Origin of the sequence: Larkinella rosea, assembly GCF_003858635.1 — a bacterium.
Classification (GTDB): Bacteria; Bacteroidota; Bacteroidia; order Cytophagales; family Spirosomataceae; genus Larkinella; species Larkinella rosea.
Window position 1 is genome coordinate 662,342 of record NZ_RQJO01000009.1, and the last position, 26,723, is coordinate 689,064.

Here is a 26,723-nt window from a genome sequence, read left to right on the forward strand (position 1 = left end):
CGGCATTAAAAACGCGTACTTTTCCAAATTGCCCGGGGAAGATTGTCCGTTTGTGGACAATGGACTGTCCAGCCGTGGACAGCAATGCAAGGCAGTTATTGTTTTTTAAAATCCAGTCCGTCGAAAACCAATGTGTCAACTTTGCCCGAATTATTCAGCGTGAACCGCGCCAGCATCTTTCCGTACCAGAATTTGCTGTAGGGGCCATAAAACGTATCGTAATGCCAGTGCGTCAACGTAGCGTTCAGCGCGTTGTCGTTGATGTTGAAAATCAATTGATTATTGACTACTGAAACCTCTGCTTTGCCATATAACGGACTGGTGTATTTTCCGGCATATTTGTTCAGCGGAAGCGAGGGCGAGGTGTTTGGGACGCGGTTTTCCTGAAAGGATTTAGCGGCTTTTTTACCGGTTTCCCTGATGCCGGCATATAAGGTCTTAATCTCCGCGTTCCAGTCCCGATTTCCACCTAAAGCAAAGAAATCCAGGGTTTTGTAGAGCAACACGTGCCGCACCTCGGCATGATCGTAGTTCCCAAAAACATAGACGCCCAGTTTTTCATCGGGGAGTTGTCCTGTAATGGCCGTCAGGCCGGATAAACTGCCGGTGTGAAAGTTGACTTTGTGACCCCGGTAATCGTGCTGGTACCAGCCCAGTCCGTAGGTCCGCCAGTTGGGTTTCAGGAGTTGCATTGTTGCGTATTCGTCTTCCGGGAAAAAGGTTTGCGGCTTGAAAATCTCGGCCCAGGTGGCCGGTTTCAGCAAACGACCTCCACCGTATTTACTGCTGTCGAGCATGCAAATCACCCACTTACTCATGTCATCGACGCAGGACCAGACCGCCCCCGCCGAACCAATCTCGCTGTCGGCACCGTAGTCGATCACCCGGATCGTGTCGTTGACGTTGTAATGCGGTTTGGTCATGTTCGTGCTCTTGCTGAGGCCGCGTTTGGGCGCGGTTTGGGTCATGCCCAGCGGGTCGAAAATCCGTTCCTGCATCACCGTCGACCACGGTTTTCCGTACAGCCGCTCGATGATGCGTCCGGCCGCCGAATACATGATGTTCTGGTAAACAAAACCGGACCGCAGCGAATACGCTGGTTTGACGTACACCATCCGCCGGAACATCTCGTTGGCCGGAATGGTCATGATACCCGTAAAATAGTCGGTGCCCGGAACACCCGTGTTGTGCGTCAGCAGGTCACGAACGCGTACCTCGCGGGTCAGGTACGGATCGGAGAATTGCAGCTCGGGCAGGTATTTATAAACCGGGTCGTTCCAGGAAATTTTCCCTTCATCCACCAGCATGCCCATCAGCGCCACCGTCATGGCCTTGGTCGTGGAGGCACAGGCAAACTGCGTCTGCGTATCCACCGGATCGTTCTTGCCGAACTCTTTTACGCCGTATCCTTTCTTAAAAAGCACCTGATTGTCTTTCACCACCGTGATCGCCAGGCCCGGCACTTCCCATTCTTTCCGAACCTGCTCCACGTAGGCGTCAAACTCCTGCAACTGCTTTGCGGTCGGTTTTTTCTGGGCAAACCCGGTTAGAAGGTATAGAGTGAAAATAAGTGTAAGTAATTGCTTCATGGAGATAGGGTTTACGGTTTTCCGTTTTCGGTATACGGTGGGCTGGCGCATTCTACAGGGATGTGCGTCAGCCCACCGTATACCGAAAACAGAAAACCGTAAACTTTAACGAGTGATTGAAACCGGTGGCTGGAACAGGAAATAATCGTAAATCGTGCGGCTGAGGTGGGCGATGGTTTGTTCGCGTTCGGCCAGCGGCTGGGCCGAGGACGTGATGAAAACCGCAATAACAATGTGGCCCGCGTCGCCCGGCATAGTGATGATACCGACATCATCGGTGGCGCTAGAATTCAACGAACCGGTTTTATGGGCTACTACGGTTTCGGGTGGCAGAAAGCCTTTGATTCGAGCCAAACCGCCCCGGCAGCGTTCCATCACCGCCAGCAGCACATCCCGGCTTTCCGGTTTGAGGGCTTTGGCCTGGTAAATCTGGGTCAGCAGGTTCACCATCGCTGCGGGCGTCGAGGTGTCGCGGGGGTCCTGCTCGAGTTTCAGGGCGGCTGCCCGGCGGATTTCCGGCGTGGCCGCTGCGCCGAGTTTGTCGTAAAAGCCAACGGTCCACTGATCCTCCGCCGGTAACGTAACTCCTTCCAGGTCCGCAATCAACTGGATAATGGTCCGGTCGACAGACATGCCTTCCACTCCCAATGCCTTCAACCGGGCGCGAACCGGTTCGGCCCCACCGACCAGCCGGAGCAGAATGTCAGTAGCGGAGTTGTCGCTGATGACCATCATCAATTCCAGCAGGTTTTCCACCGAAAGCGAAACGCCCGGTTTGGCAAACAGCGTTTCCAGCGTCCCGCTCCCCGGATGCAGATCTGACGGTTTCAGATCGACCATCGTTCGCAGGGAAAGTTCACCTTTTTCGATTTTAGTAAATAATTCAACGGCAATGGCGACTTTCACCGTGCTGGCCATCGGAAACCGCTCCTGGAGATTCAGGCTGATCTGTTTGCCGGACTCAAGGTGCACGGCACAAACCCCAACTTTCCCCTTGGCAAGTTTGGCAATGCGCTCCAGTTCCTGATTCAGCCGCTGTTCGGCCACATTCGGAACAACGGGAGCCGGAGCGGTAACAGGGGCGGTTTTACTTTTTTTCGATTGACTAAAACCAGGCGTGGTGATCAAACCGATCAGCCCGAAGAGAAAGAACGTTGTGATGAAAGGTAGCGGTTTTCGCATGAATTGACAGTGAATTGAAGCCCGAAAAACAGGAAAGGCTTGCTATTTTACGTTTTGTAGCCTTTCCGTTACTAAGATGCTATAAATTCTGCATAAAAACCGCCATTAGACTGCAAAAACCGCCCCGGCCATCATTAAAATTTTCAGGGTTCATTGGGAAATCGGACTAACTCGTTTTCATTCCAATAGCTGCTGGTTATGGCGCAGCTTTTTAAATTCGATCCGCTGCGTGATCCCTTCCAGTCGCGGATCGGGTTTAAAAGGCAACTTCTCCATTTTTCGCACTTCGATGCTGGGAAAACCGAATTCAACGACGACTTTTCCTTCGAGCAAATACATACCGGCACCCCGGTAGGGGTATTTTTCGAGCGATTGCGGAAAATGCGTGGTATCAAAATAGTGATTTTCTACATCTAGAAAGTAGCCGAAAACCATGGGTCTGCCATTCTTCGCGGTGATTCGTTTAGAGGTGATCAGGTATCCCGTCAACGTTACGATGTGTCCCTCGTGCTGGGGGAGTTGACGCGCCGTGATGCCCTGAATCTCATCCGCCAGGAGGCCAAACGGGGTCAGCAGGGGAAAACCCAGCAGTTCAATTTCGTCGTACCTGTCTTCAATCGCTTCCTGCCATAACGGGGGAAGTGCCAATTGGGACTGTTCCAGTTCAAAAAGGTCCGTTACGCCCTCGTGGTGGACGTAATTGTTGACCAGAGCGTGGGCGTGCCACAGGAGTTCTTTCTTGGTGTGGTTCTCGAGGGAGCGAAAGACGCCCGTGCGGATCAGGATAATCAATTGTTCCAGACCTGCCGGAACGCGCCGGGTGAAATCTTCCATACTGGTAAACCGCTGTTGGTTTCGCTGTAGGATCAATTCCTGAACAACATGCTTTTCCAGTGACTTGATGTGAATAAAACCCAGCCAGATGACCTGGCCTTCAATGCGGGTCAGGTAGTCGCTGTGCTGAATATCAGGGGCTTCGATCCGGGCTCCCCACCGCCGGGCTTCGTTGACGTAAAACTCCGTTCCGTAAAAACCACCAAAGTTGTTGATAACCGCTACCATAAACTCCAGCGGATAATAGGTCTTTAGAAACAGACTCTGGTAGCTCTCCACCGCGAAACTGGCCGAATGCGCTTTGCTGAAGCTGTAGCCCCCAAAACTCTGAATCTGCCGCCAGACCTCCCGTGCTACTGCGTCGGGGTAGCCCATTGCTTTACAGTTTTCGAAAAACCGCCCCTCAATGCGCGCAAACTGCGGTTTGCCCCGGTACTTCCCGGACATGGCCCGGCGCAAAATATCCGCTTCCGCCAGTGTCAGGCCCGCAAAATGGTGCGCGACCTTGATGACATCTTCCTGGTAAATCATGACGCCATACGTTTCCTCCATCAACTCCTGCATCTTCGGATGCACAGCAATATAATTCGCCGGGTTGTGGTGCCGGCGAATGTACTCCGACATCATGCCGCTGGACGCAACGCCCGGCCGGATGACCGACGAAGCCGCTACCAGGGTCAGGTAATCCGCACACTGGAGTTTCCAGATCAATTGCCGCATAGCGGGCGACTCGATGTAAAAACACCCCATCGTTTCATGGCTCTGAAGTTGCCGACGGACCTTCTCGTCTTTGACAAAGTCCTGAATGCGGTGAATATCGATCTGAATCTGGCGGTTTTTTCGCACCAGATCGACGGCTTCCTTGATGTGTCCCAACCCGCGCTGGCTGAGAATATCCCACTTGGCAAAACCAATGTCTTCGGCAACGTGCATATCGAACTGGCAGATTGGAAACCCTTTCGGTGGAAGCTCCAGCGCCGTGTACTGGTACAGCGGTGTTTCCGAGATCAGAATTCCGCCCGCGTGAATGCCGAGGTAATTGGGAAAATGCTCCAGTTCTTTGGCATATCTGAAAATATACTTGTTGTATTCGTTGGGCGGGGCCGCCTGCGGATTGGCAACCAGTTCATCAAGTTCGGATTTCGGCAATCCGAACACCTTTCCGAGTTCCCGATAGGCGGCCCGATCCTGAAATGTGACATAGTTGGCCACCATACAGACATGATGACGCCCATACATTTTGAAGATGTAATCGATAATATCGTCGCGTTCGTCCCACGAAAAGTCGATGTCGAAATCGGGCGGTGAGGTGCGTTCGGGATTGATAAACCGCTCAAAGTACAAATCCAGGGCAATCGGGTCCACGTCGGTAATTCGCATACAGTAGGCCACGATCGAATTGGCCCCCGACCCACGCCCGACGTGGTGGTACCCCCGGGAATGGGCATACCGGATAATGTCCCAGGTAATCAGAAAGTAGGACGAAAAATTCAGTTCCTCAATGGTTTTCAACTCATTATCGACCCGCCGACGGGCTTCCGCATGATCACTTCCGTAGCGATCGCGCATGCCTTCTTCCGCCAGTTTCCGGAGCAGATTCAGATCGTCGTGCTTGCTGAGGGTGTAGAATTTCCGGTTTTTGGGCATCGAAAAATCGAAATCGAAGGTACAATTCGCCAGTAGATTTTGGGTATTGTTAATTACTTCCGGCCAATCGCGAAAAACGGCTTCCAGTTCCGTTGGCGACCGGAAGAACTCATTCGGTAAAACGGTTTCGTACTCGGTCAGCCTGGAAAGCAGGCAATTGTGATCAATCGCCCGCAGTAACTTATGCAGGTTAAATCCAATCTTGTCCACATAGGTCATGGGTTGTAGAAGAACCACCTGATGCGGTTTTATTTTGTGACCGTGGCGCCACAACTGGCTCGTATTGGTTACTGCCTGAACGCCCACATACTCCTGCGATCCCAGGTCGGTAAAGTGATCCAGATTTTCGATGGGATAAATCACAGAAACCTGCTGGAAGTCGGGCGCACGCAGCGGGAAATCCTTTTTCGACAGAAGATACTGCGTTAAAAACCGGTTGATTTCCGCAAAACCGTCGAGGTTCCGGGCAATGCAGACGTAGGCCAGTTGCTGACGGTTGCGAAACTCGACACCTACAACCGGTTGAATTTCTGCGGCCCGGCAACACTTCACGAACTGAAAAACACCCGAAACCGTGTTGATATCCGTCAGCGCCAGCGTCTGAATGCCCAGCGTAACCGCCTGATTGACCAGATTTTCGGGCGAAAGCGTGCCGTAGCGGAGGGAAAAGTAGCTGTGAACGTTGAGGTACATGGTGCCTGTTGCCGGTTAAGCCGCCCAAAGCAGCGACGAAGGTGGCAGATCCAGTGCCAGGTGCGGATGTTCAAAGAAATTGCCCACCTGTTTAACCGCCTGAGCCAGTTCCCGATCCAGCCGTAAGTAGGGCGGCAACCCCATGCTGTTCAGCAAAAACAGGCTGTAACCGCTCTGTTCCGGGTGATTCTGGATGATCCAGTGATGCCCATCACATTCAACAATGTCGTAATCGAACAGCAGGGTTCCTTCCCGGTCGTGTTGCCCCACCGACAACATCAGGCGCCAGGGTTCGGTCGTCTCATACAGGCGGATATCGGCCGGATTGGCCAGATTGACCAGCGCCAGGACATCTTCGAGCAGAATGGTTTGAAAGTGGTTTGTGCGCGTCATCTGCGACGAGAGGTAGTACATGTGCCGGTTTTGCGTATCCCAGACCCGGCAGTTTAGAGCGAATGACATGGTTGTATTGGTTTTGATCAGATTCCTAATTGGTAATGGCTGGCCCGCCCGATTTTGTGTTCCCCGTACCGGTCGCGGATTCGGTCGGTTTTCTGATAGAGGGTCGGCAGCTTGGAAGAAACTACGTCGCCTGCCGCATCGAACAGGGCCAGTTGCTCGGTTCCCCGCACCAGCTTTCCCAGACTGACGCCCACCAGCCGGATCATCAACCGCCGGTTGTAGAGTGCATCGAAGACTTTCAGCGCGGCCAGGGTCAATTGATGATCCGACGAAGTCGCCGGAAGCGTTACCTGGCGGGTGTACGTCTGGAAATCGGAATAGCGCACCTTGACCGTCACTTTGCCGGCACAAAAACCGCTCTTCCGCAGGTCATACGCCAGCGTTTCGACCATCCGTGACAAGGTTCCCTGCAACAGCTGCACATCGATCGTATCGGTCTGGAAGGTCATTTCCTTCGACATCGACTTCTGTTGGTGCGACGGCAGAACCGGGGAAGGGTCGATGCCATTGGCGCGATCCCAGAGAAACAGACCGGTTTTTCCGAATGTTTTCTCCAACAATCGCCGGGGAATCTGGGCCAGGGTTCCCAGTTTGGTCACGCCCATGCAGCGCAGCGTGTGTGCCATTTTCTCGCCCACGCCCGGTAATTTGCCCACATTGAGTTGCCACAGAAAGGGCTGAACCTCCGGAGCGCGGACATACAAAGCACCATTGGGTTTGTTTTCATTGGCCGCCATCTTGGAAACTGTCTTGGTGTTGGACAATCCCCAACTGACCGACAGGCCCGTTTCGCGAACAATCGCTTCCTTCGTCTCCTTCGCCCACTGCAAACAACCCACGAACTTCTCCATGCCGGTCATATCGATGTAGAATTCATCGATACTCGCTTTTTCCAAAACCGGGGCGCGCTCGGTAAGAATATCCGTGACCATGTTCGAATAGTGCCCGTACGATTCATAATCTCCCTTGATGACGGTGGCTTCGGGGCACAACCTTCGGGCCAGTCGCATGGGCATGGCCGCGCGAACCCCAAACCGCCGGGCTTCATAACTGGCCGCTGCCACCACCCCCCGGTCACTGCTGCCCCCGACGAGCAGGGGCCGACCCCGCAACTGGGGCTGGCGCAGCACTTCGACGGAGGTAAAGAACGAATCCAGATCGGTGTGCAGGATTTGGCGATCGAAAGCACTCTGGGTCTGATCCATACAATTGTAAGCATTGCAAGCATTAGTAAGCTTGTTATACAAGCGCAAGAATGCTGATAAAACTGACATTGCCAAAAAAAGGTTACTATTTTTTTGTTTTTGAGTAACATGTAATGCTTTTACAATGCTTGCCTAATTTACATTTGTAAATTTCTGACACTAAAATGCTGGTAATACTTACATTTTGATTATCTTTGATTGTAATTAGCTGAGTTATGTATCTATCTGATAATCTGAAAGTTCTCCGAAAATACTTCCATTTGAAGCAGGACGAAGTGGCTTCAGAAGTGGGCATCAGCCGGCAAATGGTGGGCTTTTACGAAAGCGGAACCTATGTTCCTCCCATTGAGACGTTGAATCTGTTAGCTACGTTTCTGCGGGTTTCGTTGGATACACTGGTGAACCAACCCCTGGCAAAGCTTTCCCCAAAGCAGTTCGAGCAACTCATGGCTGCCCCGAACCCGGTCTACCGGGGCAGCGCGCTGCAGGTGCGGGAGGTGCTCCATTCGGTGAAGGATGATCAGGAATTGATTGAGGTGGTACCTATTCCCGCATCGATGGGGTACGCGCAGGGCGGGTACGCGGATCAGGAGTTCATGGCCGACCTGGAAAAATTTCACTTGCCACTGCCCGGCATTAGCCCGGACCGGCTTTACCGGCTTTTCTCCACCGAGGGCGATTCGATGTACCCGGCCGTCACGGAAGGGTCGCACATTCTGGGCGAATACGTGGAGGACTGGTATTCGATCAAAAGTGGGACGAACTGCATTTTCGTGCTGCAAACGGAAGGCATTGTCTTCAAAAAAGCCGTGAACGAACTGACCACGAAGCAGCGGTTTGAACTGCATTCACTGAATACGTTTTACAAGCCTTATTACGTGCCGATTGAGGATATTAAAGAGATCTGGAAGTTCAAAAAGTTACTGACCGATGTGCTGCCGGAGCCCGAAAGCTCGATGACGAAATTGCTGTCCGAAATACGTGAATTGAAAGGCGGACAAACCGAAATTCTGAGCCGTCTTCCCAGGTAAGCGAATGATTATTATTTCCGGCGCGCACCTGGCCGCCATGCTTCCCGGCTGTAAATACACAATTGTGGCTAATTCCTTAATGAGTGGCAACGAAGCACTGCTGTTTTGTCAAAAACTGAACGTGTCCTGGCCGGTCGCCGAGCTGCTTTCAGACGCGGATATTCGGGATCAGGTGTTCAGCTCCTTACGAATCGCCATTCCGGAAAACGCGCCGAGTGTGTAAAAGCAACTGCACAAGATAAAAAAGAGAGCTTTGCCTGCTCCCTTTTTCATCTTGGTATACATCAGGATAAACCGATTTTCTCGTCCTGAAAAACCGGTTCCAGAGCGGCCAGCGCCTGGCTCAGATCCCCGATTAAATCCTCCACGTTTTCAATACCAACCGAATAGCGGATCAGGCTTTCGGGAATCCCAAGCTGGGCGCGCTGTTCCGTTGTCAGTTCGACGTGGCTGGTGGTGCGCGGTGGTCCGGCCAGGGTGCTCACCGACCCCAGGCTGGCGGCCAGATGCACAAACCGGAGGCTGGTTAGAAACGTTTTGACGTCTTCGTAGTCGCCGTTCAGCGCAAAGCTCATGACGCCACCAAAACCGCTCATCTGCGCGGCAGCAATTTCGTGGCCGGGATGTGTTTCGAGCCCGGGGTAAAACACGTCGCTGATTTTGGGGTGCGCTTTCAAAAACCGGGCAATTTTCAGCGCCGACGCATTTTGCCGCTCGATCCGGAGTTCCAGCGTTTTCATGCCGCGCGCAATCAGATAGGCCGGGTCGGCCTGCAAACTGGCCCCGTTGATTTCCCGAAACCGGAACACTTTTTCGACCAGTTCCTTTTTTCCGCACAACAAACCACCCATCGCGTCGGAATGGCCGCCGAGAAACTTGGTCGCACTGTGCAGTACCAGATCGGCACCGAGTTTCAGCGGATTCTGGTTGATCGGCGTCGCGAACGTATTATCGACCACGACCACGGCACCCACCTGATGAGCGGCCGCCGATAAGCGTTTAATATCGACCACTTTCAGCGTTGGATTCGTCGGTGTTTCCAGGTATACCAGGTCGCAGCCTTTTGCCATTTCGGCTTCCATCGCTTCGTGATTCCCGGTTTCGCAGAGCCTTACGTCGATCTGGTATGAAGGAAGGAAATCCAGAAAAAGCCGACTGGTTCCGCCGTACGTATCCTTGATCGAAACCACCCGTTTTCCGGGACCGAGCAGCGCAAACAACGTGTTACTGATTGCGCCCATGCCGGTCGCAAACGAAGTGGCGGCCTCGGCGCTTTCGAGGATACGAATTTTTTCCTCGAGTACATGCACCGTCGGATTGGTATTCCGGCTGTAAATATGACCGTCGGCTTTTCCGGTCGCGACCTCATACCAGTCGTCGAGATCGTGGTACGCAAACGCCACACTTTTTACGACCGGCGAGGTGACTGCGCCATTGGCGAAGGATTCGGTTTCACCCGCCCAAACGGATGCCGTTCCTTTATTTTGTTCAGATAAATCCATTATTAATGACGTAAGTGACCGAAGAATCTACGTTTAATAGCAAAAATTGCAAAATTTTGGATAAATGTTCACCTTGCCATGCGAATACTTAATATGATCATTTAAAACGTATGAGAAACTATGAAACAAAAGCTACGGATTTTTTTGGGCGTGATCGGGCTGTTTTGCTCATCGCTGGCGGTGGCGCAGCAGATCGAAGTCAGTGGACGGGTGACGAGCGACGGCGACGGAGGTGCCCTGCCAGGCGTTAACGTTTCGGTGAAAGGTACCACCACCGGGACCTTGACGGACGCCGATGGCCGGTACAACCTGCGGGTAACACCGGGGAATACCGTGATGGTTTTCAGTTACATCGGTTTTGAAACCCAGGAAATTACAGTCGAAAATCGCCGGAGCATCAACATTTCGTTGAAAACGGACACCAAGATGCTGAACGAAGTGGTGGTGACGGCCCTGGGAATCAGTCGCGAAAAGAAAGCGTTGGGGTATGCGTCGCAGAGTGTCAATTCGGACGAACTGGTGCAAAACCGGCAGACGAACATGGTCAATGCCTTGCAGGGCAAAGTGGCCGGGGTGACCATTTCCAGTACCGGTGGAGCGCCCGGTCAGGGTGCCAGGATTCTGATTCGCGGCATTAACTCCATCGATGCCACCCGCGACAACCAGCCGCTGTTCGTGGTCGACGGCGTTTTGTTCGACAACAGCACCTCGACGGGCACCACCAATTCGGGGGCCGAATTCCGGGGCATGTCGAACCGGGCAGCCGACATCAATCCCGATGATATCGAGACGGTTAACATTTTGAAAGGCGGGGCCGCCACGGCTTTATACGGGTTGCGGGGCGCCAACGGCGTTGTGGTGATTACAACCAAATCGGGAAAAACCGGTGCCTTGCGGGGAAATTTCAGCAGCACGTTCGGGATAGACAATGTCAATAAGTTTCCGGAAGTGCAGGATAAGTATACCATTGGTTATTCGGGTGTTTACAATCCGCAGGACTTTTTCCCTTCCTGGGGACCAACCGTCGCGGAAGCGATCAAGATCGACCCGACGCACCCACAGAAATTGTACAATCACTTTAAAGACGCCTACAATACCGGGAAACAGTACCAGAACAATCTGTCGTTTTCGGGTGGCAACGAAAAGATCAATTTTCTGTCGTCGATTGGTCATTTGAAGCAGGAGGGCGTTATTCCGTTCACGGATTTCGAAAAACTGTCGGTGCGGTTAAATACCAACGTCAAGTTCAGCGACCGGTTTACGACCAACGCCAATTTGAACTTTATCAATTCGGGCGGAGATCGTTACAATGCCGATCGCTACAACGAAAGCCTGAGTTACTGGTCGCCCCGCTACGACGTTCGGGATTACCTGAACGCGGACGGTTCGTACAAAGCGTATAGCCCCGATAACGGCAACCCGATTTACGGGGCGATGACCAACAAACTGCGCGATAACGTCAACCGGATGGTGGGCGGTCTGAATTTCGTTTACACGCCCCTGAAGTGGCTGTCGTTCAATTACCGCGTGGGGCTGGATACGTACTCGGAAGATCGGAAGCGGACAGCGCCCGGCCCAACGGGTAGGGCGGGGGAGCTAACCTTCGAAGACAATGAACTGGGGTTTGTGTACCAGTATCACACCAATTTCCGGGCCATTACCTCGACCTTTGCGGCCAGTGCGACCACCAAATTTGGCGAAAGCCTGAACGCAACGCTGCGGCTGGGGTACGACCTGTACGACCGCCGGATCCGGAGTTTTGGTGCGGAAGGCAACGAACTGACGGTGTATAACTACTTCGATTTGCGGAATGCCAAGACGATCACGCCCTCGCAGTCGGCGGAGGATTACCGGCTGATGGGCATTTTCGGCGAATTAACCTTCGATTACAAGGATTTCCTGTTCCTGACGCTGACGGGCCGGAACGACGTAACGTCCTCGCTGCTGGCACCGAACAACTCGTTCTTTTATCCGTCGGCCAGCCTGGGCTACGTCTTTTCGAATCAACTGAAACTACCGGCGTTCATTACAATGGGGAAATTGCGGGCGTCGTACGCCAAAATCGGGAAAGATGCGGCTCCGTATTCGACGGTTTCCGGCTACGCTTCCTACCTGAATTTACCATCCGGATCGACCGGTTTTACCCGCGGAGCGTTACTTGGTGACCCGAATCTGCGACCGGAGTTCACGGATACCTACGAAGGTGGTCTGGAAATGAGTTTCCTGAACAACCGGCTGGGCGTGGACTTGACCTATTACCATTCGATCAGCAAAGACCAGATTATTCAGGTCGATGTGACGTCTTCGACGGGGTACGTAAAGGCCGCTATTAACTCCGGTTCGATGCGGAACAAAGGGATTGAACTGATTCTGCGCGGAACGCCCGTTCGGAAAGGAAAACTGAGCTGGGATGTTAACCTAAACTTTTCGGCCAACCGCAACAAAATTCTCAGCCTGCGGAACGGGTTGACGGAAATCAATTACGCTTCGCAGTTCGGTTATTCGAGTTCGACGGTGACGATGAAACTGATTCCGGGGTATGCCTACGGCAATCTTTACGGCCGGACGTACAAACGCTATTACGCCAATGCCGTTGACGAAAATCCGACGGTTCTGGATAAAGACCGCCCGGTTGTAATTGGGGCCAACGGTTTTCCGGTCATCAGTACGGCGCAGAAACTGATCGCCAATTCGCAGCCCAAATGGATCGGTGGGATTACGAATACGGTGCGCTACGGCAATTTTTCGCTGGCGGTTTTGTTTGACGCCCGCGTGGGACAATATCGCTACAACCAATTGGACAACTTTTTTGCCGCCTTCGGGATCGCCAAATACACGGAAGATCGCAACGATACCAAAGTGTTCGACGGCGTGCTGGCCGACGGAACCCGGAACACCAAACCGGTTTGGCTGGGGCAGGGCAAAGGGCCGGACGGCGTCGATTATACCAACGGTTTTTACCGGAATGTCTACCGGGGCGTGTCTGAAAACTTCATCGAAGATGCTTCCTGGGTCCGGCTACGGTCCGCCAGCCTATCGTATAACTTACCGTCATCCATTCTTAAAAACACGTTTCTTAAAAGTGTACGGTTAAGTGCAACGGGTAATAACCTCGCTTTGTGGACCGGTTATTCGGGTTACGATCCCGAAACCAGTTCGACGAATAGCGGCAGCAATGTCGATGGCTTCACCGGATTTACGTATCCGGCGCTGCGCAGCCTGTTGTTCACCCTGAATGTCGGTTTTTAAAAACACTTTATTTCCTGACAACCATGAAATTCAATCATAAATCGATATTTCCGCTGCTGACCCTGCTGCTGATTGGCCTGGGTGGGTGCAAGGATTACTTTGACCTGAAAGACAATCCGAACCTGATTGCGAATCCGCCACTGGCGTCGTTGCTTTCGACCACGACTCAAAAAACCGCCCTGAACTCGCAGCGGGTCGCCAATACGACGTCTTATTTTGTGCAATACCTCGCCAATCCGGGAACCGCCGGATCGACGGATACCTATCAGGTAACGGATTATACCGCAACCTGGGATGCGGTTTATTTCGGAATGGCCGACCTGTATGACCTGAAAAAGATGGCGCAGGAGCAGGGCGCTTCCGAATACGTTGGGGTGGCCGATGTCATGCTGGCGTATCACCTGACGCTGATTGCCGACGTGTTTGGCTCGGCTCCGTTCTCCGATGCCTTTACCGGCACCACGCTGACGCCGAAGTACGATACCGGCGAAACGCTGTATACTACCGCTTTAACCTTATTGAATGAAGCCATTACCGAACTGGCCAAAACCGATTCGAAAGTGAAGCTGGCCGGTTCCAACGATTTGATTCACAAAGGAAACACGGCCGCATGGACGAAAACCGCTTATGCGCTGAAAGCCCGGATGCTGAATAAAGTGTCGAAGCAGGCGACCTACAAACCGGCCGATGTGCTGGATGCGGTTTCGAAATCGTATACTTCCAATGCCGACGATGCGCAGATGTCGTCGTTTCTGCTGCGGAATCCGTGGGCGCAGGTGGCCCGCGACAACGCGGCTCTGCTGCTCGATGGCTGGCTTTCCAGTCAGTTGGTCAATCATTTGAACGGGGTGACCTACGGCGTTTTTGACCCGCGCATTGAAAAAATTACGGATAAAACCGTCAACAACGATTACAAAGGCACCCGGAACGGGCAGGGCAATGTGGGCGGAAACAACACCACCAAAGACGAAAATTACATTTCGCTGAACTCCCCGTTGACGGGTGACGCGTCGCCTTTGCTGATTGCGACGTTCTCAGAAATGAAATTTGTCGAAGCTGAAGCCGCTTTCCGGGCGGGTGACAAGGCGCGCGCATACACGGCTTACCTGGCTGGAATTACTGCAAATATGGACAAATACGGTGTAGCGGCAGCTGCAAGAGATGCCTACCTGGCCAATCCGGCTGTCGGGGTCGGTTCGGCGGCCCTGACGATCGACCTGATTTTCAAGGAGAAATATGTCGCAACGTACCTGAATCCGGAAGCCTGGAACGACGCCCGCCGTTATGATTACAAATACAAGGGGTTCACGCTTCCGCTGAATGCCGCCCTGCCGACCTTCATCCGCCGGGCTGCCTACCCGAACGGCGAAACTGCGAAAAACGGCGTCAACGTTCCGGCCGAAGTACCCCTGTCGACACCGCTTTCGTGGGATAAATAGGTAGGTTCGGTTTACGGTTTTCAGTTCACGGTGGCTGACGCGTTCCTGTTGTAGCTTGCGTCAGCCACCGTGAACTGAAAACCGTAACCGAAAATGGTAAACCGCGCAATAAACTTTCGCATCTCCAATAAAACCGCCCCTTCATCGTTATTAATCTGGATGTTGGTTGGAAATCCATAATTTGTTTGTAGATTACACATCTGTATCGACTTTCTCTAGTCTTTCAGTTCCACCCCTCTTTTATCTATCAGGAAATTCGTTGGGAAACGTCCCGGCGTTTACTAATTTAGCTCTTACTTTTAAGGATTATTTGGTCTCTTTTTTGCACATAATCCATTCGGGAATTAACCAAAGCGGTTTTTGTAACCCGAAAAGATATTGACTGGCAAAAAATAGCCCTGATGAACCATGGTTCATTACCTATTCACTTAGAAGGGCCGATTAACTTTCACAAAACAGATTCTAAAAAATCGGCCGAATTTTTAACTATTCGTTTATGGTAAACCCATTGAAATTCAACACCACGAATCGGTCTCAGTTTTTCTCCACCGTCCGCCAGCGTGTCAATGTCCACTTCAAGGAAAAAGGCCTTTCGCCCCACGCCAACGGCGCGATGTGGGCCAAAGCCACATTCTTCATGACGGGTTACCTGACGCTTTACGGCCTGATTTTGTCAAATCAGTTTGGTACCTGGACGATGCTGGCAATGGCGTTGGTGTTGGGGGCTTTTGCGGCTTTTATCGGTTTCAATGTTTCGCACGATGCCATCCACGGCGCATTTTCGTCGCGTAGTTGGGTAAACCGCCTGGTGGCTTCCAGTTTTTACCTGATCGGAGCCAATCCGTATGTCTGGAAAATCACGCACAATGTGGTGCATCACACCTATACCAACATTCCCGGCCACGACGAAGACATTGAAATTGCGCCCGGTTTGATCCGCGTCGATGTCGATGAACCCCTGCGTCCGTGGCAGCGGTTTCAGCAGTGGTACGCCTTTCCGCTCTACTCACTGGCGTCGCTTTCGTGGGTTTTTCGCAAGGATTTCCTCAAGTTTTTCAAGAAAACCATTGGGCAGTGCGACAACACAAACCATCCCCGGAAAGAATACATCACCTTGTTTGCTACTAAAATTGGCTATTATGTTTTCTTCATCGTCGTGCCATTACTGGTGCTCGATCTGCCCTGGTGGCAGTTTGCGATCGGTTTTGTCTTGATGCACATGGTAGAAGGGCTGGTGTTGGGACTGGTTTTTCAACTAGCGCACGTTGTTGAGGGAACCACCTTTCCGGTGCCGGTCGAAGGGGTTGGAATGCAGGAAGCCTGGGCGGTTCACCAGATGCAGACCACGGCCAACTTTGCGCCCAACTCCGCGCTGGCGGCTTTTCTGTGCGGAGGATTGAACCGCCAGATCGAGCACCACCTCTTTCCGAAAATCTGCCACATTCACTATCCGGTTATTACGGCCATTGTCCGACAAACCGCGCATGAATTTGACCTGCCGTACATCGAAAACCCGAGTTTTTCGTCCGCCTTGTCTTCGCATTACCGGCTCCTGAAAAAATTGGGGAGAGAACCCGTGCCGGTTTGTGTCTCCGAACCGGCGGGCGTTCCGGTTTAGCCGGGTCATTTTTGTGAAAAAATTGATCACTACCCGAATGTAAATCTCACGGACTTTAGTCCGTGGGTACGGAACCTAAATTCATTCCGACGTTTTATCCCACAAAGGAAGTCGCTTTCTTTGCGGACACATTTTCGGAATACTCACTTTTAGGTTCACATGTTACACCGGGTTGTTATTACAGGATTAGGTGCATTTACTCCCATTGGTACGGATATTTCGACGTTCTGGCGTCAGGTAGTAGAGGGCCAGTCGGCCTTTGCCCCCATAAACCGTTTCGATGCCTCCCAGTTTCGGACGCAGTTCGCGGCAGAAATTACGAATTTTGACCCTTCGCAGTACCTAAACCGCGCCGACATCAAACGGACCGACCGGTTTACCCAATACGCCCTCATTGCGGCCGATCAGGCCATCAAAGACTCCGGTTTTGAGCTGGAAAAAATGGACCCCTTCGATGTCGGGGTGATTTGGGGATCGGGACAAGGTGGGACGGAAACCCTTGAAGATCAGACGAAAGAGTTTGTGCTGGGCGACGGCCATCCCCGGTTTAGTCCGTTTATGATTCCGAAAGTACTCATCAACCTGGCTTCCGGTTTGATCTCGATCCGCAGCGGTTTTAGGGGCATCAACTACACGGCGGTTTCGGCCTGCGCGAGTTCCAATTCTGCCCTGATGGACGCTTTCAATTACATCCGGCTCGGGAAAGCCAAAATCATCGTCAGTGGCGGTTCCGACGCGCCCATTACGCCCTCGTCGTTCGGCGGGTATTGTTCCATGAAAGCCATGTCGACCCAGAATGCCAATCCTGCAACGGCTTCGCGGCCGTTCGATGTCGATCGCGACGGTTTTGTGATGGGCGAAGGCGCGGGCGCGATTGTGCTCGAAGAATACGAACACGCCGTTCAGCGCGGGGCCACGATCTACGGCGAAATGATCGGCGCGGCCATGACCGCCGACGCGTACCACATAACGGCTACGCATCCGGATGGGGTGGGAGCCACCAAAGCCATGCAACTGGCGCTGAAGGAAGCCAAACTCAATATCGAAGACCTCGATTACCTGAACGCCCACGCGACGTCGACGCCGGTGGGCGATTTGTCGGAAATGAACGCCGTAGCCCGCTTGACCGGAAATAAAAAAACAAAACTGCAGATCAGCGCGACCAAGTCGATCACCGGCCACCTGATGGGAGCCGCCGGGGCCATTGAAGCCATCGTTTGCCTGCTGGCCCTGCGCGACAACGTCATTCCGCCGACTATTAACACCGAAGTGCGCGACCCGGCGATTCCCGAAACCCTGAACCTCGTGCTGAACGAAGCCGTCCGCACGAACGTCAAAACCGCCATGAGCAACACCTTCGGGTTCGGTGGACACAACGGAATTGTGGTTTTTCAAAAGATATAAGCGCAAAAACCGATCGGACTCCGGCGTCTACGATTCATCCAGAATGTCGGCGGCCAGGGCATTGACGGTTTCCCAGGAAAAGGGGAGCCACTGCCCCGTTGTGTCGTCGTACACTTCGGTGGCCGCTTCGCAGGGGAACAGCTTGTAGTCGAATTTGGGGTAGTTACTGACCAGATAACCCGGGTAATAGTAGAGTTTGTGCCCCTGCCGGGCGTGGTTGATTTTTTGCATCATCAGGTATTTGCCCAGGCTGTATTTGCGGTATTCGGGGTCGTAAAAATTCATAATACCGGCAATGGTTTCGGAGCCGTTGTCGAAAATACCGACCGCAATCAGCCGGTTCTGGTCTCGGACTTCCACGGAATAGGTGTCGAAACGGTTGTACGTGGCCCCGTTCAGCAGCCAGGCTTCTATCGAATCGGGCGCTTCGAAGTCCACGGCGTTTCGGTAAACCGCAAAAAGTGCCCTGATTTCGTCCGTGAGAACAAACGGTTTTGTGATCGTGGTGAATTTTTCGTTTCGCCGGAGCAGAGCGCGTTGTTTGGCCTGGTAGTCGACGTGTTTGAGGTCAATTCGCAGCCAGTGAACGGGAAAAATGGTATTGTCATGCACCAGGTATCGGCAGGTAAAAACGTCCTGATGCATCCGGAAATAACCCAGACTCAGGTAAAAATCCAGCTCACTTTCTCTCATCGGTGGGTGTATCGTTAAACAGCAATAGGTTTTAACGGGTTGATAGCGACTGTTTTATATCAATCCGTCGTCTTTGAAAACCTTGTAGATCGCCATCGCGTGACCGTGCCCCAATTCAAAATCGGTTTTGAGCCAGCTCACAATTTCACCGGCTTTCACCCCCGGTTTAAGCAGCCCTTTTTCGCTGGCGATTTGTTTAAAATCGTCCGGTTTTTTGCCTGTTTTCTTCTCGATGTTATCGATGTAGGCCTGAAATGACATGGTTTTCGAGGTAATTGGGTTCCAACAGCCGGAGTAAAAATAAGAAAGTTGGGATGATTTTTGCAAAAAAACAAATAGGGGCAAAAACGCACTTCTCCACGAAATAGCCAACGACAACCCCGGCTGGCGAGGTTGTCGTTGGCTGGAAGAATACGACAGTCTTACTCTTCCACTTCGACGGCGGTTTGGGCGTTGCTGTCGAAGGTGTTGCTGGTGGCTGCATCGGCATTGATGGTGGAACCGTAGCCAACCCAAATCCCGTGTCCTCCGCTGCCGCTGATGCGGGTATTTCGAATGGTGATGGTGGCATGATTACCGTACAGGGCTACATTCGCCCGTTTGCCCGAGATGATCACTTTGCTGCCGGCGTTAGTGATTTCCGCGTGTTCGATGCTATTCTGGGCGCTGACCGAATGACTCAGAATGCCCTGCCAATAGGCCGATGCGTTGGCGGCTCCGGTGAAAATAACCTTCTGATTCGCGGTGCCTTTGGCGAGTAGATAGCCTTCTTCGTTGACGATAATCGAGGCATCGCGGGCTATTTCAAGGGTAACGCCCGGATTTAGTTTCCAACCGGAACGAACCGCCACGGAATTCAGTAGCCGGTAAGGTGTCTTATCGGCAAAACCGCCCCAGACGATTTCGCTGTTTTTGGTCGTATTATTTCCGATGTAATCCCCGTTGATCTCGACGACGTTCCGTCCATTATTGCCCGTAAAAATGGAAGCCGCGTCCAGTTTTGCCACGTTTTCGGTCGAAAGCAGAATGCCTGCTTCGGTATTGTTGCTGAACGCGTTCGTCGAAAACTCCCGCAACAGAGCGGTTTCCTGGACGAACAAACCGTAGCCATCGTTTTGGGCGAACAGCGTGTTTTTCAGCGCCATCTGGCTTTCCTTGAATAGAGCCATGCCCACTTTTTTGTTATCCAGCATCGGACGACTTCCCGCATGGAACAGGTCGGCCTGTTCCATCACGTTGACGTTGCTCTCGGAATACACCATAATGCCCGCCCAGTATCCTTTGGTTTGCCCGACACCGATGAAGCGGATTTTTTTCTCGGCAGTTCCTTTGGCGATCAGGATGCCACCTTCGTCGTTGATGTCAAACCGGACATCCCGTTCAAACGCAATCACCACGCCCGGTTGAATGGTCAGTTCGTGCTTGACGGCAATGCTTTTTGGCACGATGTAGTCGGGGAGATTCGGGTTAAGAATGCGGTCTTCCAGTACGGTTTTCACCGTAATATCACGGTCGATGGTCAGCGGCTGGGCCGTCGACGCCAGCACCAGCACGTTGTCGAAACTCGTGGCCGCGCCGTTGGAAACCGTCAGTCGGAGTTCGTATTCCCCTACTTCATCGGGCGTAAACGTAGGTCGGGCGGTTTCGGACAGGGCTAGCGTAACGACGCTTTTCGCGGGCTTTCGCAGAATGGCCCACTGGTACGTGAGCGGTTTTCCCGGGCCGTCTTTCGAAGCCGTACCGTCGAGCGTGACGGGCTGCCCTACCTGAACGGGTTGATCCGGCCCGGCGTTGGCCTGTAAGGGTTCGGTCGGCCCGGGCTCCGTTGTTTTACAACCGGCTACCAGCAGCGTGGCCGCCAGAAAATAGATCATCAGTTTCCCGGGAAACGAAAACCGCATTAACCGATGCATAAAAGAGAGACTGAACAAATTCGATGCTTGTTTAAAAGGATTCATTCGCGTGGTTGTTTACAGATTGTTTTGCAAAGGTCGGTCTGGATGGACAGCGGTTGCCTACGCAAACCGGATTAGCACCTACCCGAAACGGATTTTGACGAATGGCGGTTTTTCAGTTCAGGCAGGCGGTTTACCAATTGACGCCCCTGTTCTTCCAATTGAGCCGGTTTCTCATTCTTCCAACCTGAACGAGCGCCTATTTTTGTTTTACAAGGCCGGATTTCTTCGGCAAAAGATTGGTTTCCGAAGGCCAATCGCTTTTCCAAAAACAAGACTCAGGTTATGGCGACGATGGTGTTAAATGCGACGGATTTGTTTGATTTTGAAGTAATTGAAAGTTTGAACAAACCGAGTCCTTTCCCGCTGGCGGGGGCATCCATAAAGAGCGCCGATGCCTTGTACCACCCCAAAGCCGGATCGATTCAGCTGAAACACGCCGGTTTTCCGCACCTGCAACTGATCGATATGCGGTGGGATATTGCCAGCGACATCGAACTGCACGATACCGTGCCTTCCAACAGCATTTCCATCAATTTCATGCTCGAAGGAACGATCGATTCCCGGTTTCGGGGCTTGAGCCACGACCTGAATATGCGCGCCGGAACGCACAACCTGATTCATACGCCCGAGTCGGGGCACACCAACCAGATGAAGGGCGGGCAGTCGATGGCGTCGTTGCTGATTGGGCTGGATCGGGATTTTTTCGCGGCTGCCATCGGGTCGGATGATGCGTGGAGTGAACAGATTCTGACGGAGTTACACCACGACCGTCCGTTTTCCGGGGTGCGGGGCGTGCAGACCATCACGCCCCAGATGCGGCACCTGATCGACGATATTCGCAGCAACAAAGCCACGGGGCCGATGCGCAATCTGCTGATTCAGTCGCGGGTGCTGGAACTGGTGGCGCTGGAAATCGACCAGTTCCGAAAACCGGTGGCCGGGTCCGAAACCGTTCCTCCGCACGAAGCCGAAAAACTGCACCAGTTGAAAGCCTATCTGGAAGCTACTTTTCTGGAAGAACACACGCTGGCGCAGCTCAGCCGGTATTGCCTGCTGAATGAATTCAAGGTGAAAAAAGGTTTTAAGGAACTCTTCGATACCACGGTTTTCAATTACCTCCGGAAACTGCGGATGGAATATGCCGGTAAGCTGCTTCGCCACTGTTCGTATACCGTGGACGAGGTGGCTGCTATGCTGGGCTACGAGCATTCCCAGCATTTTTCGATTGCCTACAAAAAATACACGGGCCTGACGCCCACGCATTACCAGCAGGGCAAGAAAAGTGTCGTGATGGCGTAGGAATTTAGGGCGTATCTCCAGTAAATTAGGGCCTTTACCAGAGATACGATCATGAACCGCAGGGAGATTCTAAAAGGATTGACGGTTTTACCCCTGGCCGGAGCCGCCCCGCAGGCGGTTTTGGCGACTGCCGCCAATGCCCCAGCCAAACACCGGGATATTTTTCAGGAACTGGGCATCCGGACATTTATCAATGCCGCCGGAACGCTGACCTACATGTCGGGCTGCATTATGCGCGAGGAGGTTGTCGAGATCATCGACCGGACGTCCGGGCATTTCGCCATGATCGACGAGGTACAGGACAAAGTGGGCGAACGCATTGCGCAACGGGTTCATTCCGAAGCGGCTATGGTAACCTCCGGCGCTTTTTCGGCCATGACGCTGGGGCTGGCGGGCGTGCTGACCGGTTTGGACGTCCGGAAGGTGGAGCAACTGCCGCACCTGGAAGGTACCGGGATGAAGTCGGAAGTGATCTGCCAGAAAACCCACAACGAACGCTACAACCACGCGTTTCTGAACACCGGCTGCCGGATTGTAGAGGTGGAAACGGTCGACGATGTCGAAAAAGCGATCAGCGAAAAAACCGCCCTGCTCCACTTCCTGAACATTGTTTCCAATCAGGGCCAGATCAAGCACGAAGAATGGGTGGCGCTGGGTAAAAAACACAACATCCCGACTTCCATCGATATTGCCGCCGACGTGCCGCCGGTTTCCAACCTCTGGAAATTCAACGAGATGGGCTTCGATCTGGTGTTTATTTCCGGCGGAAAAGCCATTCGCGGCCCGCAGAGCGCCGGTATTCTGATGGGTAAAAAAGACCTGATTGCGGCCGCCCGACTGAATTCACCGCCAAGAGGTTTTACTGTGGCACGGGGGCATAAAGTCAATAAGGAAGAAATCCTCGGCATGTACGTCGCGCTGGAAAAATACCTGGCGAACGACCACGACAAGGAATGGAAAGAGTGGGAAAACCGCATTGCCTACATGCAGAACGCGGTGAGTGGCTTGAAGGGGATTACCACTAAAATTACGATTCCCGAACTGGGCAATGTGACCCCGGTTTTGACCATCAGCTGGGACGATGCGGTGGTAAAACTGACGGGCCGGGAATTGCGCGACCGGTTACGAAATGGACTTCCGTCGATCGAAGCCGGTTTTGCCGGCTTGCCGCTGTACCACTATCAGGCGGGTTCGGATTCAGTCGATCCGGCGGTGGCCGAAACGCTCAAAGGCGAAAATCTGGTGCGGATAACGGCCTGGATGTTGCAGCCGGGCGAAGAAAAAATCGTCGCCCGGCGAGTCAGGGAAGAGCTTTTAACAGCCTCAGTATAAAGTATATCGCTCAAACCACCATCGAATGGTCGTCTTTGGGCATAAACCGGACGGTGTAGGTGTTTTGATTCATCGGAAAATCCTGGATGAACTGCTGGACGGTTGGGATATCGTTCGAGATCACCAATTCGATGGGCCGTTGCTGCACGGTTGCCGCCGTAACGATCCATTTTAGGACGTCATAATCCGGATTGCCGTATTTTCCATTGGCCGAAATGACGTATTGTTTGGCCCGTACTTTCCGGAAAAAATCCAGGGTTACATTGCGGTCGCTGCCGTGGTGCGGCACTTTCAGCACATCGACGTCGATGGAACCGTCGGGTTGCAGCAATTTGGCTTGTTTCAATCCCTGCAACAGATGGTCCCCGCGCGCGTCGCCCGTCAGCAGAATCCGGACGCCGTTCGATTCGGCCAGCAGGCAGATGCTGCTCAGATTCGGAATGCTCTCGTCGGCCATCGCAAAGCTCTCAAGATCGGAGGACGCAAGGGCGTCATCCTGTTTATCGAGCCATTTTTGCCATTCTTTTTGCAACTCTTTCAGATTTTGGGTCGTGGGGCCCACCACCGTGAAGGTAATTCCGCCGATCTTAACTTTTTGCGGTTTGGCCGCGGCTTTGATCAGGCCGTCGGGAATACCGGGATTGATCGGAATGTGCAGTTGCTGGGCCCGTGTCCGCAATTTGTTGCCCTGGTTGATCGACTGAATGGTCACCTCTTCGGTGTTTGCCATCTGAACGCCCTGCATACCCGCCTGATGAAAAACCTCGCTAACGCGGGTAGCAATGGCATTATTCTGACCAATGGCTTTGTCGAAGCTGTTCAGCCAGAGTTGGGCGACCTGAATCTGCGGACGTACCAGCAGTTCCGAAAACAGATCCAGCAGCCCGACAATGTGGTCGCCGTCGACGTGACTCAACACCACCAGATCGAGTTGGCCACCCTTTTGGCGGATGGCGTCCAGTTCCGCGCTGAGGTGATGGTCGTACGTTCCTTCCGGCCCGCCGTCGACCAGAATATACCGAATGGTGCCGTCGGTATCCGGCGTCTCCAGAATCAGACAATCGCCGAATTCGGCCTGTATCATGCGAAAAACCATCTTGCTAACTAGTTAATGGAAGAGAAGAAAGAGATTGGACAAGAGAAAAAAGAAAAGGAGTTTGCGATTATTTGTTTGGAAGTCGGCGATTAGTCTTTTCTCTTTCATCTCTTGTCTGACTGTCTAGTAGTTAAATTCGACCAAAATTCTGAATGGCAGGCGCCGTTACGACCAGGGCGAAATCCTGAAAATTGCCCTTGAAAAAATTATACGCACTTACCTGAACGATGTATTGACCGGGCTGGGCATTGTCCAGCCGAATGATCTCAACGTTATTTTTCCGGTCCGGGGTTTTCAGCAACTGATTGGCCACGGCGTCCTGATTTCCGGCAAATTTGGTGGGTGGTCCGGCGGCCGGGCGGTATTCCATCACCAGGTTCAGGTCGTTCTGGAGTGCGCGGCCGGGCGCATCGGTGTAGACCAGACAGAGACGAAGCCAGCTGAGAGCTGGGAGTTTGAAGGCAAACTGAAACCGCTGACCGGTTCGGACAAACTGCATCTGAGCGTCTTTTTTCCAGGAATCGATAAAGGCCAGATCAAAGGTTTGGGCCGCGTTGGGAATCGTCATGCTCATGTCCAGGCCGCCAAAACCCTGGTGAAAATTCGGCAGACCGGCGTGTTCGGCAATGGCGCTTCGCCCCGTCAGCATGTTGGTGCCGTTTACGAGCGTGGCCCGCAGCAGGGCGGCACTGGGTTCGGCATGCTGCCGGTCTTCGACGTAATACTGCCGAACCAGCGCGGCACAACCCGACACCAGCGGAGTTGCCATGCTGGTGCCGCCGTTGTAGGCGTATTCCGGACGCGTATCCGGACCCCAGAAGTTGCGAAGCGGTGCCAGTTTCGATCTGGTGGAAAGAATATCGGTTCCGGGCGCTACCAGATCGGGTTTGATCCGCTCGTCGTCGCAGGGGCCGCGGCTGCTGAATTCGGCCATGCTGGTGACATCCCCCGAAACCGTCTCGACCGCGCTGGGCTGAAGCGGAAACGAACCGCCCCAGACGCTCCCGTAGGTTAGGGCCGCATAGCCGCCCGTGGTGCGGTTAGTGCGACTGGCGCCCACCGTCAGGGCGTTTTTGGCCGTGGCTGGCGACCCCACCGAAAGCCAGTCGGCAAAACCGGGTTGCACCCGCTGGTTCGATTTGGCCGCGTTGCCGTCGTTCCCGGCCGCAATCACGATCAACATATCCCGGCGCTGGTCGACATATTCGTCTACTTCGTTGGAATTGAACGTGTAACGAGCTTCCGTGTTGGCCCCCCAACTGTTGTTGTGAATCCGCGCACCATTCACATAAGCTTCTTCAAACAGATCGAAGAGATTGAGCGGTAAACCGCCCAACTCGCCCCGCGCATCCAGCAGCGACTGAAAGAATAAGGAGGCTTCAGGAGCGGTGCCCTTTACATTTCCGCCCGAAGCCGAACCGTCGCCCGCAACCGAGCCCGCGACGTGCGTGCCGTGTCCATTCGGGTCCGAATGGTCGCCGGCTCGCCCGAGGGCCACCGCTCCGATCAGGCGGTTGGTGAGATCGGGATGCGAGTCATCGATACCGGTATCGGCCACGCCCACGATCTGTCCTTTCCCGGTTTGGGTAATATTGGTCGTTGTCAAACCCGGCGGAACGGCTGGGTTATCGATCCGCAGTAATTGCCGGGCAATGTCGTTGAACAAACCGGGTGGGATAAACTCCTCCAGTTCAGCCACTTCCGGCATCATCGTGAGGTCGTCAAGGAGTGGGTCGCCTTCCAGTGCCTGAATCCGGATTTTTCGGCCTTCCGCCCGTGCCACCAGCGCATTCCGGCCCCGAAGTGCCTCGGTCACGGTCGAGAGATCTTCCGCCAGGTGCAGCCGAATGTCGTAGGTTTTGATACTGCTCAGTTGCGGAACGACACCGCCAATTCCGCGGGTAGCGGTTTTTCGGTTGACGGCGGGTGTCGTGAAAAGCGTTACATCACTGACAAATGATTCGTTGCGTAAGTCCTGTACCTGGGCGATCGAGAGTTGGGCTGTGAAGGAATTGGGAGGAATAAACTCCAGCGGTTTTACGTTCAACGCGCCCAGCCGCGCCCGCTGGGATTCCAGCAACGGGCTGGTTAGAAACACTTTATAAAAGTCGATCTCCCGTGGAATACTAAAATCATCGTTGAACTCAATGCCCCGGCTGGCGGTAGTCCCCATCGAAAAACGACCGGATCGACTGGCCGTCCGTTCGGGGGATTCGGGTGCCGGTAGTTCCTCGACCAGCAGACCCTGTTCAAGCAACGGACCGATGTGCGTTTCATCAATCGTTCCGACGATATAACTTTCCGTTTCCTCCGGTTCGGAGAGTACTTTCCGGGCAAGATCCCGCTCGTACGCATGCATGAAATGAGCAATAACCCGCATGGTTGCCATGACGATCGATCGAAAAAAATAAGTGGTGAACAGACCCGATTGTTGCTGATGAACAGGCGCGCGCCCGCCGAAAATACCGGACAGGAACGAGTGCTAAGGTA

Annotated in this window: 19 protein-coding genes; 8 read left to right on the plus strand and 11 right to left on the minus strand. The window is 53.3% G+C overall.

Annotation, left to right across the window (positions count from 1 at the left end):
- Positions 1-95: 95 nt before the first annotated feature.
- The 5 genes from EHT25_RS18600 to dinB all read right to left on the minus strand — a co-directional run bounded on the left by EHT25_RS18600 (position 96) and on the right by dinB (position 7,612).
- Positions 96-1,589 carry a serine hydrolase gene (locus tag EHT25_RS18600; protein WP_124876627.1) on the minus strand — a complete coding sequence of 498 codons (1,494 nt, stop codon included), beginning with the start codon at positions 1,587-1,589 and terminating at the stop codon, positions 96-98.
- A gap of 105 nt (positions 1,590-1,694) precedes the next feature.
- A complete protein-coding gene (gene bla, locus EHT25_RS18605; RefSeq protein ID WP_124876628.1) occupies positions 1,695-2,771 on the minus strand; it encodes a class A beta-lactamase in 1,077 nt (358 codons plus the stop codon).
- Positions 2,772-2,948: 177 nt separating this feature from the next.
- Complete coding sequence (locus tag EHT25_RS18610) at positions 2,949-5,945, minus strand: DNA polymerase III subunit alpha (protein ID WP_124876629.1); 2,997 nt, start codon at positions 5,943-5,945, stop codon at positions 2,949-2,951.
- A 15-nt stretch (positions 5,946-5,960) separates the two neighbouring features.
- Entirely contained in the window at positions 5,961-6,407 is a 447-nt protein-coding gene (locus tag EHT25_RS18615; RefSeq protein WP_124876630.1) for a YopX family protein, read from the minus strand.
- Positions 6,408-6,424: 17 nt separating this feature from the next.
- Entirely contained in the window at positions 6,425-7,612 is a 1,188-nt protein-coding gene (dinB, locus tag EHT25_RS18620; protein WP_124876631.1) for a DNA polymerase IV, read from the minus strand.
- Positions 7,613-7,827: 215 nt separating this feature from the next.
- On the opposite strand from dinB, the gene EHT25_RS18625 reads away from it, so the two are divergent.
- Entirely contained in the window at positions 7,828-8,643 is an 816-nt protein-coding gene (locus EHT25_RS18625; RefSeq protein ID WP_124876632.1) for an XRE family transcriptional regulator, read from the plus strand.
- A 4-nt stretch (positions 8,644-8,647) separates the two neighbouring features.
- Positions 8,648-8,866: a hypothetical protein gene (locus EHT25_RS18630; RefSeq protein ID WP_124876633.1), complete on the plus strand. Its 219-nt coding sequence runs from the start codon at positions 8,648-8,650 to the stop codon at positions 8,864-8,866.
- 61 nt (positions 8,867-8,927) lie between these two features.
- Here EHT25_RS18630 and EHT25_RS18635 read toward each other — a convergent pair whose 3' ends face one another.
- Entirely contained in the window at positions 8,928-10,145 is a 1,218-nt protein-coding gene (locus tag EHT25_RS18635; RefSeq protein WP_124876634.1) for a cystathionine gamma-synthase family protein, read from the minus strand.
- A 120-nt stretch (positions 10,146-10,265) separates the two neighbouring features.
- Between EHT25_RS18635 and EHT25_RS18640 the strand changes: the two genes are divergently transcribed.
- The 4 genes from EHT25_RS18640 (at position 10,266) to fabF (ending at position 17,855) form a co-directional block, all read left to right on the plus strand.
- Complete coding sequence (locus EHT25_RS18640; RefSeq protein WP_124876635.1) at positions 10,266-13,394, plus strand: SusC/RagA family TonB-linked outer membrane protein; 3,129 nt, start codon at positions 10,266-10,268, stop codon at positions 13,392-13,394.
- Between the two features lie 23 nt (positions 13,395-13,417).
- A complete protein-coding gene (locus tag EHT25_RS18645) occupies positions 13,418-14,833 on the plus strand; it encodes a SusD/RagB family nutrient-binding outer membrane lipoprotein (protein ID WP_124876636.1) in 1,416 nt (471 codons plus the stop codon).
- Positions 14,834-15,329: 496 nt separating this feature from the next.
- Complete coding sequence (locus EHT25_RS18650; protein WP_124876637.1) at positions 15,330-16,451, plus strand: fatty acid desaturase family protein; 1,122 nt, start codon at positions 15,330-15,332, stop codon at positions 16,449-16,451.
- Between the two features lie 159 nt (positions 16,452-16,610).
- Positions 16,611-17,855: a beta-ketoacyl-ACP synthase II gene (fabF, locus tag EHT25_RS18655; protein WP_124876638.1), complete on the plus strand. Its 1,245-nt coding sequence runs from the start codon at positions 16,611-16,613 to the stop codon at positions 17,853-17,855.
- Positions 17,856-17,882: 27 nt separating this feature from the next.
- On the opposite strand, the gene EHT25_RS18660 is transcribed toward fabF, so the two are convergent.
- The 3 genes from EHT25_RS18660 to EHT25_RS18670 form a co-directional block, all read right to left on the minus strand.
- Positions 17,883-18,548, minus strand: a complete 666-nt coding sequence (locus EHT25_RS18660) for a GNAT family N-acetyltransferase (RefSeq protein WP_124876639.1) — start codon at positions 18,546-18,548, stop codon at positions 17,883-17,885.
- A 54-nt stretch (positions 18,549-18,602) separates the two neighbouring features.
- A complete protein-coding gene (locus EHT25_RS18665) occupies positions 18,603-18,809 on the minus strand; it encodes a DUF4287 domain-containing protein (RefSeq protein ID WP_124876640.1) in 207 nt (68 codons plus the stop codon).
- 161 nt (positions 18,810-18,970) lie between these two features.
- The gene (locus tag EHT25_RS18670) at positions 18,971-20,461 is read right to left on the minus strand and encodes a PKD domain-containing protein (protein WP_124876641.1); all 1,491 of its coding nucleotides are present in this window, start codon (positions 20,459-20,461) and stop codon (positions 18,971-18,973) included.
- A 327-nt stretch (positions 20,462-20,788) separates the two neighbouring features.
- Between EHT25_RS18670 and EHT25_RS18675 the strand changes: the two genes are divergently transcribed.
- Positions 20,789-21,805 carry a helix-turn-helix transcriptional regulator gene (locus EHT25_RS18675; protein ID WP_124876642.1) on the plus strand — a complete coding sequence of 339 codons (1,017 nt, stop codon included), beginning with the start codon at positions 20,789-20,791 and terminating at the stop codon, positions 21,803-21,805.
- A gap of 48 nt (positions 21,806-21,853) precedes the next feature.
- Positions 21,854-23,137: an aminotransferase class V-fold PLP-dependent enzyme gene (locus EHT25_RS18680; protein ID WP_229311707.1), complete on the plus strand. Its 1,284-nt coding sequence runs from the start codon at positions 21,854-21,856 to the stop codon at positions 23,135-23,137.
- 10 nt (positions 23,138-23,147) lie between these two features.
- Here EHT25_RS18680 and EHT25_RS18685 read toward each other — a convergent pair whose 3' ends face one another.
- Positions 23,148-24,233 (minus strand): ComEC/Rec2 family competence protein, encoded by a 1,086-nt coding sequence (locus EHT25_RS18685; protein WP_124876644.1) that lies wholly within the window; start codon positions 24,231-24,233, stop codon positions 23,148-23,150.
- A 130-nt stretch (positions 24,234-24,363) separates the two neighbouring features.
- A complete protein-coding gene (locus EHT25_RS18690) occupies positions 24,364-26,622 on the minus strand; it encodes a S8 family serine peptidase (RefSeq protein ID WP_124876645.1) in 2,259 nt (752 codons plus the stop codon).
- Positions 26,623-26,723 lie beyond the last annotated feature (101 nt).

What these genes read in the sequence shown, in the direction of transcription:
- EHT25_RS18625 (WP_124876632.1), top strand. Translation starts at nt 7,828, where the DNA reads ATGTATCTATCTGATAATCTGAAAGTTCTCCGAAAATACTTCCATTTG.
- EHT25_RS18640 (WP_124876635.1), top strand. Translation starts at nt 10,266, where the DNA reads ATGAAACAAAAGCTACGGATTTTTTTGGGCGTGATCGGGCTGTTTTGC.
- EHT25_RS18645 (WP_124876636.1), top strand. Translation starts at nt 13,418, where the DNA reads ATGAAATTCAATCATAAATCGATATTTCCGCTGCTGACCCTGCTGCTG.
- EHT25_RS18660 (WP_124876639.1), bottom strand. Translation starts at nt 18,548, where the DNA reads ATGAGAGAAAGTGAGCTGGATTTTTACCTGAGTCTGGGTTATTTCCGG.
- EHT25_RS18600 (WP_124876627.1), bottom strand. Translation starts at nt 1,589, where the DNA reads ATGAAGCAATTACTTACACTTATTTTCACTCTATACCTTCTAACCGGG.
- bla (WP_124876628.1), bottom strand. Translation starts at nt 2,771, where the DNA reads ATGCGAAAACCGCTACCTTTCATCACAACGTTCTTTCTCTTCGGGCTG.
- EHT25_RS18650 (WP_124876637.1), top strand. Translation starts at nt 15,330, where the DNA reads ATGGTAAACCCATTGAAATTCAACACCACGAATCGGTCTCAGTTTTTC.
- EHT25_RS18675 (WP_124876642.1), top strand. Translation starts at nt 20,789, where the DNA reads ATGGCGACGATGGTGTTAAATGCGACGGATTTGTTTGATTTTGAAGTA.
- EHT25_RS18615 (WP_124876630.1), bottom strand. Translation starts at nt 6,407, where the DNA reads ATGTCATTCGCTCTAAACTGCCGGGTCTGGGATACGCAAAACCGGCAC.
- EHT25_RS18685 (WP_124876644.1), bottom strand. Translation starts at nt 24,233, where the DNA reads ATGGTTTTTCGCATGATACAGGCCGAATTCGGCGATTGTCTGATTCTG.
- dinB (WP_124876631.1), bottom strand. Translation starts at nt 7,612, where the DNA reads ATGGATCAGACCCAGAGTGCTTTCGATCGCCAAATCCTGCACACCGAT.
- EHT25_RS18670 (WP_124876641.1), bottom strand. Translation starts at nt 20,461, where the DNA reads ATGCATCGGTTAATGCGGTTTTCGTTTCCCGGGAAACTGATGATCTAT.
- EHT25_RS18635 (WP_124876634.1), bottom strand. Translation starts at nt 10,145, where the DNA reads ATGGATTTATCTGAACAAAATAAAGGAACGGCATCCGTTTGGGCGGGT.
- EHT25_RS18610 (WP_124876629.1), bottom strand. Translation starts at nt 5,945, where the DNA reads ATGTACCTCAACGTTCACAGCTACTTTTCCCTCCGCTACGGCACGCTT.
- EHT25_RS18690 (WP_124876645.1), bottom strand. Translation starts at nt 26,622, where the DNA reads ATGGCAACCATGCGGGTTATTGCTCATTTCATGCATGCGTACGAGCGG.
- fabF (WP_124876638.1), top strand. Translation starts at nt 16,611, where the DNA reads ATGTTACACCGGGTTGTTATTACAGGATTAGGTGCATTTACTCCCATT.
- EHT25_RS18630 (WP_124876633.1), top strand. Translation starts at nt 8,648, where the DNA reads ATGATTATTATTTCCGGCGCGCACCTGGCCGCCATGCTTCCCGGCTGT.
- EHT25_RS18665 (WP_124876640.1), bottom strand. Translation starts at nt 18,809, where the DNA reads ATGTCATTTCAGGCCTACATCGATAACATCGAGAAGAAAACAGGCAAA.